The organism is Rickettsia endosymbiont of Culicoides newsteadi, from assembly GCF_002259525.1.
Classification (GTDB): domain Bacteria; phylum Pseudomonadota; class Alphaproteobacteria; order Rickettsiales; family Rickettsiaceae; genus Tisiphia.
Map to the genome: position 1 here is coordinate 1 of NZ_MWZE01000080.1, position 5,720 is coordinate 5,720.

The following is a 5,720-nucleotide window of genomic DNA, read 5'->3' on the forward strand; positions in this document are numbered from 1 at the left end:
AAAAAAACATTTATCACAGGCATTAACTCCTTGCAACTCCTATATCTCCTTTATTTTTTCTTATCCCTTATCCCGAATTGACGTAATTTGATTAAATATTGTTTCTTTAGTCCATCAGCAAACAAACTATCTGAATAAATAGCAAATGATACTTGTGAGGCTAACGATAAAGCCGCTAATAACTTAAAGCTAGCAGGCACTTGTTGCCAAATAGTCGTATCGTTATTTAGTAAATTATCAACAATATTTCTGCTGTAGTAAAATAGCGAGGTAAGTTTACCGCCCTTAAAGTAAATCTTACCTGCCTCTGTGTAAAATTGTAGATTAGATGGCACTATTACTGCACATTTAATACAATCATTAATATCTGGTATTTCGGTAAAATTGTGTCTATTAGCTTTGTTAGCTTCAATATTATCAACTCTCCGTAAGGCAAATGACCATTTAACCATTAATATAGTATCTTCAATAGCAGGGTTAACAAATTCCTCACATAATTCCTCGGCTTTTGATACTCTACCACCACCAATGCTGCTAATACTAACATTTGATCCAAGTAACACTACTGCCTTCTTGATAATTTCATATTTCACGGTAGTTACACCAGGAATTATATTGAATAAATTTTGTAGTTATGCATCGTCCTCATTCTCACTCTCAACAATACCACTGCCAAATTCAACATCGGCTGCCGCTCTTCTCCTGCCCAAACCTTGTACCCTAGTAGCTAAATTATTATTAGCAATTACTGTTAAATCATTATCTTCAATATCCTCTGTATTATCACTATTCCGACATTGATTGCCAAACATTTGCCATGGCATTGTTATACTATGCACACCTTTCTTGTGATTCATCTCCTCTATTGCTTTCCATAATTCACCACGATGGCTGTTACGATCGTAATTCTCTAAACATTTAATTACCACTACTGCTTGTTCATTATCACGGCTAGCTCCAAAAGCTTCACTGTAATATAACACCTTGGCATAGTGGTATTGTACTAGCTCTTCAATGCCCTTCTTGTTAGAACCACTGACCGTGTTAAATCTTATAGCTCCTTCATTAAAGGCATAGCAATCCCTAACAGCGTATCTAGATTGATTCCCCTCCCCAGTATTATCATATATACCACCCAGCATCTCGCTAGTAATAAAAGTGAATCCTAAGAAACTATTAACTTCACCGCTTACTAAGGCTCTAACGTTATTATAGTCATAATTGGTAATTTGCGGATCGCGTAGTAAGTCTGAGATTTGATTACTTGAACATAATAAATATAATTTATCATACATACCAAAAGAGCGTTTTTTTAAGATATGATGAGCTTTTATTAGTTTGTCGACAGTTAGTCCGGCTCTTTTCGAGTCAATGACCGCTCTATTAGCAGCAACCGCAGCTTGAGCATTTAAGGTAAAATTAGTATCAGTAACCTTAATTCCCACTGGTACCACATTATTAACTACATCAAAGTTAATCACATTGCTACCTGTCCTTCCTGCTCGAACTGGACTGGCAAAAGCACTAATAATTACTCTATCTTGTTGTCTACCCATAGCCCAGCCTGCCATTTTAGGAAAATGTGAAGTGGGATCGGTTAGTAGGTTCAACTTATCATTTCTATCCATAGTAGCGTTCCAATGATAGGCAGAAGCAGTCAAAAACCGTCTTGAAATAGTTGGTATCTTAAATTCTATTTGTTCTAATCTACCAGGATCTCCAGCATCAGTATAATGTCCATGTAAATGATCTTCAGGATCAATTGCCCGTCGATTCCTACTCTCGACCTCATGGGTAGTCATTGACTCAAAACTAATTACCTCAGTATCCTGCGTACCATTAGTAACGCATTTTCGTAGTTTAGAACCTTCTTGCTGAGTAATTAAGCTGATATTTTTGGCAAATTGTTCTTTAATTCCATATTTCCTCCTCAAATAATCTATCAATATTTAAAGTGCGATATCATGCATACTCGAATAAAAAACTTAAGGGGGTCGTTGTCTGCTATGCAGCTAACGACCTTTCGGGTATATATGCTATTAGTGGCTCTTTTATGATTAGGTTATTGCGAAGTTGCAGCCTTAAAATGAGTTGTCACCTACTTCATGACTTTAATGATTGGTTGGTTACGTTAATTTATGTTATTTTTCATTGTTCTTTATCATAAGCGATTTTATATAATTGTTGCATACGTTTAACAGCTTGCTCATGTCCCGTATGGTCTTTAGTCTTTAATTTTACCACAAACTCGGGGTCAGAATCAAGTTTATCTATCTCTGACAATGCCGCCTCTCGGCTGTTAATGCCAGGTAGCTCTTTACCAGTTACTAACGAGTCAGATTTTAAAGTTTCACCGACTCGTACTAATAAATCTACTAAAGCTGGTGTGTAATGCGAATCTTCAATTAATCCAGCCAATTCCTTAGTACCAAACTTAGATAAGGCTGCCTGCATCACTGTCATTTTATTATCAAAGGCATTACCATAAGTGTTTTTCAGCCAATCAATATGAGAGTGACGTGTTTGCTCAATAGCATTTTGTTGCTGTTTCTGCAAATCCTGCGAGAAACCATACAGAGAATTAAGCAGCCTTTCACCTTGCCTTTTAGATAATCCACTTTGGTAAAACATGTCCTCATAACGAGTTAAATACTCCTCATCCTCCTTGGAGCGTTTATCAGTATATCTCTTATCTTCAGGCAATCCAAGCCGACAATAGAATTTATGCCATTCTTCATCAGAGCTGTCATCTTTTGGCACAGCTACTCGTTGATTTAAGCTCTTCTCTGCCTCTAAATAGCTCTGGGCTAAAGATGATACATCCTTGAATTTACCCAGTGACTCAGATTTACGTATTTCCTCCGGCATATTAGCTAACCAGTCATTACCAGAGGAAGTAGGAGTAGTTTCATAGTTATTGGCAATTAGTTCTTTGCTCATCTGCTTATTCTTCTCTTAACTTTTCCATTTCTTCTTTTAACTTCTTTATTTTTTCAAGAGTTAGTCCGGTCAATTTACTTATACCTTCTATAGGATAGCCTTCTTTCAGCATTTTCTTTGCTAATTCTACTTTTTCTTCAGCCTTACCTTCAGCCTTGCCTTTAGCTTCGCCTCTAGCTTCCCCTCTAGCTTCAGCATCTTCAATTTTTTGTTGCTCTACCGCTAAATTATCAAGACGAGTTTTGGTTATTTTCTCATAGGTACGCAATTCTTCTTCACTCCAGCTAGCTTGGTCTACAGCCTCAAAGGCTCTCCTAATAATTTCATCCTTACCTATTAAATGCTCTATTTCTGTTAAGGTTAATGTACTATCTCCTGCATGCTTAAAAAAGTACATCCACTTCTCTTCAATAGTTTTTAGATTCTCTATAGTTTTTTTAAACTTCACCAACTCTAAAAAAACAAAGTAAAAATCTTTTAAATCATTGGCATAGCTCTCTTCATCTAAAATACGATGTTTTGATTTCCAATGTTTTTTATCGCTAAACATCATAAAATCCGCTATTGCTAAAAATATTACTCCTTTTAATTTGGCGTATACTGCCATGCCCTTGTATTCCTCATCTTCCTCAAGTATTTGCTGAGAATATGCTTTAGCTGCATAATATAAGGCTCTTTTTTCAAATCCTTTATGTTTACTTACCTGCATCTCTACTATTACTTGATTACCGTCTTGATCTTGACATAGCACATCAATAATAGATTGCCTATATGCAGCAATATCAGGGTCTTTGATAGTTGGTAAAAATTCTACATTAGTTATTTGCTCACTACCTTCAAACTTTAGGACATCATTCAAAAAATGAACAAGTATATCTTTATTCTTTTCAGTACCAAATATTTGGCGAAAACAAAAATCATTTTTAGGATCAAGGAATTTTGCTAAAACCATATAATATAACCTCTTAATTATTACTAAATGTTGCCTTTATTTATCTGGTTCATTTTAGCACCATCAATATTATTAACTCCATCATCTTCTGAAATCTGCGAGCATATATATAGGAACAATGCTCGATGTCCTTCAAGAAAGGCAGTGTACTCACTTTCCTGCCGAACGAAATTGCTACGATATATGCCGCTCATTTGAGCTAAATCCTCTAATATTATTTTACCATCTTCTCCACTAAAAAGCTTGCAATAAATTGATTTTAATTGCTCTTTTTTTAATAAAGGTGATGGGGATGATGAGTTAATTGATAGTTTCATTTGATCATTGCCCTTGTATCTGTTGCTGTTGTAACTGTTGCATTTGCATCATCTTACGTTGTTGCCTTATTTGTAGTACTTCTTGCTCGTTCTTGAGGATTGAGTTTGGGGAACCTCGCAGCTCAAAAAATAGTTTAAAACATTCATCCCAGTTGATATTATCATAAATCTCAGGAAATAAGTTACTTATTCCACTTCGTTGGAAGAAACCTAATACTTGCTCAACGCTTGATATTGCTGATGTTTTCTGAGCCCTAGATAATGGCGAAACATATTCAATCTCTATATCGGGTGGGCTATTTGCTCCTTCTAAAATTGGCACTCTATTATATTTGATCAGCGTTTGATATATAGCCATGATTAACGGATTTAACAACTCACTCTCAATTCTACCAACCATTGGAGACATTAAACGGTATTGTTCTTCCGTCCTAATTTGCACCTCAGTGGCAGTCATTTCTTTATTTTCCTTTTGCATCCTGAATATATCGATATAGAATGCTTTGTATATGGCATCGCGACATTGATTTTGTTCAATTTCAGTAGGTAGGATATTTTCCATACCAGTTAGCGGTATTATTTTATCTGCCATACCATTACGGTAGAAATTAACACTACCAGGTGTAGTATAAAGCGGTAAGTAATATCCATCTTTTGGCACTAATAATGGTGGGTCTAGCTGCTTCTGGGCTACTTTTAGGGTAATTTGCCTTAAACTATTGAGCAATTTAATATCAGGTAGCACATGATGAGCCGGAGCATAGCCATATACTTCACCTTCTTCTTTTACCCACCGTGTTACAAAAAACGGGAAATAAGAATAGCCTGATTGACTAATAATTTTTTGCTCAGCTAGGTAGATATATTCCGAATTATATTCAAGTGTTGCCGTTGGTTTTCTGGCTTTATTTTTCTGATTTTGAGTTTGTGGGCTAACTATGTGCAATATTTCTACTATCTCATCAGGATTCCGGGCTAGTCTTTCCTTGAAAGGGGTAAAGTCCGCCCATTTAGCTGCTGCGGTTTTAATTGGCATGCTAAAGAGTCGGTACATTGTTTTAACAAAACCAAACTTATCCTCTTCAAAGTAACATTCTTGTAAATTAATATTACGGAAGAACAAAGTTTGGGGTAATTCTAAATCTTCTTCAACATAGAATATTGCAGTACCAAAGGCTGATAAATTCAAAAAAACTGATGAATCTGATTATAAAAATTAGAAGCCGGATTGTTGAATATATCCATTAAGGTTTTTTCTAACATTTGAGCTAACGTGTTACGTTCAGCTGTGGTTAAATATTCTTGCTGTTCTTCATTTTCACCAACTATGGTAAGGTTAAACCAGTTCATTGCTGGATTTACTAGCAAGCTTTGTAAACCTGATGCTAATTGCTCTCTTGACCAAATAGAAGTTGAATCAAATATTACCATATAATACCAATTGAAATAGTTAAGGAGGTATATTATAATATGGGAATATAAACTTGAGCAGGTAGTAAAATGGCAAGAAC

Annotated in this window: 5 protein-coding genes and 1 pseudogene; all 6 read right to left on the reverse strand. The window is 35.5% G+C overall.

Features of this window, described 5'->3' with window-relative positions; genetic code table 11:
- Nucleotides 1-50: 50 nt before the first annotated feature.
- Nucleotides 51-593 (reverse strand): hypothetical protein, encoded by a 543-nt coding sequence (locus RiCNE_RS05525; protein ID WP_094649598.1) that lies wholly within the window; start codon nucleotides 591-593, stop codon nucleotides 51-53.
- A 39-nt stretch (nucleotides 594-632) separates the two neighbouring features.
- Nucleotides 633-1,934, reverse strand: a complete 1,302-nt coding sequence (locus RiCNE_RS05530) for a phage capsid protein (RefSeq protein ID WP_133062955.1) — start codon at nucleotides 1,932-1,934, stop codon at nucleotides 633-635.
- 214 nt (nucleotides 1,935-2,148) lie between these two features.
- Nucleotides 2,149-2,940, reverse strand: a complete 792-nt coding sequence (locus RiCNE_RS05535) for a hypothetical protein (RefSeq protein ID WP_094649600.1) — start codon at nucleotides 2,938-2,940, stop codon at nucleotides 2,149-2,151.
- A 4-nt stretch (nucleotides 2,941-2,944) separates the two neighbouring features.
- Nucleotides 2,945-3,892 (reverse strand): Rpn family recombination-promoting nuclease/putative transposase, encoded by a 948-nt coding sequence (locus RiCNE_RS05540; RefSeq protein WP_094649601.1) that lies wholly within the window; start codon nucleotides 3,890-3,892, stop codon nucleotides 2,945-2,947.
- Nucleotides 3,893-3,915: 23 nt separating this feature from the next.
- Nucleotides 3,916-4,209, reverse strand: a complete 294-nt coding sequence (locus RiCNE_RS05545) for a Bbp19 family protein (protein ID WP_094649602.1) — start codon at nucleotides 4,207-4,209, stop codon at nucleotides 3,916-3,918.
- A gap of 4 nt (nucleotides 4,210-4,213) precedes the next feature.
- Nucleotides 4,214-5,640, reverse strand: a pseudogene (locus RiCNE_RS05550) (portal protein).
- Nucleotides 5,641-5,720 lie beyond the last annotated feature (80 nt).

Coding starts and splice junctions, on each gene's coding strand:
- RiCNE_RS05545 (WP_094649602.1), bottom strand. CDS start 4,209: ATGAAACTATCAATTAACTCATCATCCCCATCACCTTTATTAAAAAAA.
- RiCNE_RS05540 (WP_094649601.1), bottom strand. CDS start 3,892: ATGGTTTTAGCAAAATTCCTTGATCCTAAAAATGATTTTTGTTTTCGC.
- RiCNE_RS05535 (WP_094649600.1), bottom strand. CDS start 2,940: ATGAGCAAAGAACTAATTGCCAATAACTATGAAACTACTCCTACTTCC.